3 protein-coding genes are annotated in these 2,460 nt (G+C 71.0%); all 3 read right to left on the bottom strand.

Annotated elements, in window-relative coordinates; genetic code table 11:
- Nucleotides 1-298, bottom strand: a 298-nt coding sequence (locus tag ABT063_RS51865) for an HAD family hydrolase (protein ID WP_502991051.1), incomplete at its 3' end; no start/stop codon positions are given.
- 37 nt (nt 299-335) lie between these two features.
- Nucleotides 336-1,289, bottom strand: a complete 954-nt coding sequence (locus tag ABT063_RS51860) for an aldo/keto reductase (protein WP_351069337.1) — start codon at nt 1,287-1,289, stop codon at nt 336-338.
- Nucleotides 1,286-2,460: aldehyde dehydrogenase family protein (locus tag ABT063_RS51855; RefSeq protein ID WP_351069336.1), on the bottom strand; the 1,175-nt coding region annotated here is incomplete at its 5' end. The genes ABT063_RS51860 and ABT063_RS51855, both read right to left, overlap by 4 nt.

The raw sequence follows: 2,460 nt of genomic DNA, 5'->3' as shown, positions 1-2,460 counted from the left end.
GGACCTCCGGGAAGGGGCCGAAGGTGGGGACGGCCTCGACGAGGGCGTCACCGTCGGAGGTGCGGTACTCCAGGCCGTGCAGGCGCATGGCCATCCGCAGGCTGGAGTGCAGGATCTCGTGGTAGGGGCGGTATGCCTCCAGGACGGCCTGGAAGCGCATGACGCGGAAGTCGTCGAGGAACTCGTCGACGTCCAGGTTGTCCAGGTCCAGCCGGTCGGCGAGGACCTTCAAGGTGGTGGGGCCGAGCTGGAAGTCGACCAGGGTGCCGTAGGCGTCGAAGGTGACGATCTCTCGCATGGTGTTCAGCCTCGTTTCAGGGGACATCGGTGGTACGTCAGACGACTCGTTCGCCGGGGGGCACGATCTCGTCCAGTGCGGCCAGGTCGGTGGTGTCGGGGATCCAGTCGGCCGCCGCCGCGTTGGCGGTGACCTGTGCGGGGGTCATGGCGCCGCAGATGACGGAACCGACGGCGGGCAGGGCGGCGAGTGAGCCGACGGCGACCTGGAGGAGGGTCAGGCCGCGCTCGGCGCCGTACGCGATGAGCGCCTCGACGCGGTCGAGGGCGGTGTCGGTGAGCCAGCCCTGCCGCCAGGACAGGCGGCTGCCGGGCGGGGGCTGCTCACCGCGCCGGTACTTGCCGCTGAGCAGGCCGTTGGCCAGCGGGTAGTACGGCAGCAGGCCGATGCCGTGGCGCAGGCAGGCGGGGATCAGATCGCTCTCCACGCCGCGGTCGAGCAGGTGGTAGCGGGCCTGAGTGCTGACGAAGGCGTCGGTGAGCTGCTCGGCCGGGTGATTGGAGCAGCCGATGTAGCGGATCTTGCCCTCGTCGACGAGTTCACGCAGGGCGGCGACGGTCTCCTCCAGCGGGGTGACGCCGTCCGGCTCGTGGTACTGGTACAGGTCGATCCGGTCGGTGCCGAGTCGGCGCAGGGAGGCTTCGACGGCGTACCGGACGTAGTCGCGGGAGCCGCGCGGGCCGTGGCGATCGGCCTCCCCTCCTTCCCCGTGAGGGGCCATCTCCATGCCGAACTTGGTGGCCAGGACCACGTCGTCGCGGTGTCCCTTGAGCGCGGCGCCGAGAAGGCGTTCGCCGTCGCCGCGCGAGCCGCCCTGCTCGCCGAACCCGCCGTACATGTCCGCCGTGTCGAACAGGGTGATGCCCGCGTCCAGCGCCGCGTGGACGACGGCTTTCGTCCCGTCCTCGTCGAGACGGGAGCCGAAGTTGTTGCCGCCGACGCCGACGACGGACACGTTCGGCCCTCGTTCACCGAGCGTGCGATACCTCATGACCGGCTCCCGAATCCGATGCAGACGTTCTTGGTCTGCGTGTAGCTCGCCAGGGCTTCGAGGCCCTTCTCCCGGCCCCAGCCGCTGTGCTTGTAGCCGCCGAAGGGGAGCTCGACGCCGGTGCCGACGCCGGTGGCGTTCACGTACACCTGGCCGGCCCGGACGCCCTCGGCCATGCGCATCGCCTTGTCGATGTCGCGGGTCCAGACGTAGGAGGCCAGGCCGTACGAGCTGTCGTTGGCGATCTCCAGCGCCTGGTCCGCGCCGTCGAAGCCGATGACGGTGACCACCGGGCCGAAGATCTCCTCGCGAGCGCAACGGGTGTCGTTCGTCAGGCCGGTCAGGACGGTCGGCTCGACGTAGTAGCCGTCGGCCAGTTCGGGGTCGGACGGGGCGCCGCCGCCCACGCGGACCGTCGCGCCCTCCTGCCGGGCCAGCTCGAGGTAGCCCAGCACCCGGTCGCGCTGCCGGGCGGCGACCAGCGGGCCGATGTCGGGATCCGTCAGGCCGGGGCCGACGCGCAGGGTGGCGATCTTCTCGACCAGCCGGTCCAGGAACTGCTCGGCGCCGCGCTGGAGCAGCAGCCGGGTCCCGGCCGAGCACATCTGCCCGGCGTTGCTGAACGACGCGCCGAGGATCGCGGTCAGCGCCAGGTCGAAGTCGGCGTCGGCGAAGACAACGAAGGGCGACTTGCCGCCCAGTTCGGTGACCGAGGGCACCACGTTGGCGGCGGCCGCCTGGGCGACCTTGATGCCCGTCGGCACCGAGCCGGTGAAGGTGACCTGGTCGATGCCGGGGTGGCCGGCGAGGGCGGCGCCGGTCTCGCCGTCGCCGGGCACGACGTTCAGCACGCCCGGCGGGAGACCGCACTCCAGGGCGATCCTGCCGATCTCCAGCGGGGTGAGCGGCGCCTCCGGAGAAGGCTTGAGCACCACCGTGCAGCCCGCGGCCAGCGCCGGGGCGGAGCCCCTCGCAGTGTTCTGGAGCGGGTAGTTGAACGGGATGATCTGCCCGGAGACACCGATCGGCTCACGGACGGTGTAGTCCATCAGACCAGGGCCGAGGGGAACGGTGGAGCCGCCGAGTTTGTCGGCGATGCCCGCGTAGAACTCGAAGTAGCGGGCGGCGGCCTCGACATCGGCCTTGGCCTGGCTGAGAGGCTTGCCGACGT

The sequence above is a fragment of the Streptomyces sp. NPDC002838 genome, from assembly GCF_040295365.1.
Taxonomy (GTDB): domain Bacteria; phylum Actinomycetota; class Actinomycetes; order Streptomycetales; family Streptomycetaceae; genus Streptomyces.
This window is presented reverse-complemented; position numbering and strand designations above follow the sequence as displayed.

Coding starts and splice junctions, on each gene's coding strand:
- ABT063_RS51860 (WP_351069337.1), bottom strand. CDS start 1,289: ATGAGGTATCGCACGCTCGGTGAACGAGGGCCGAACGTGTCCGTCGTC.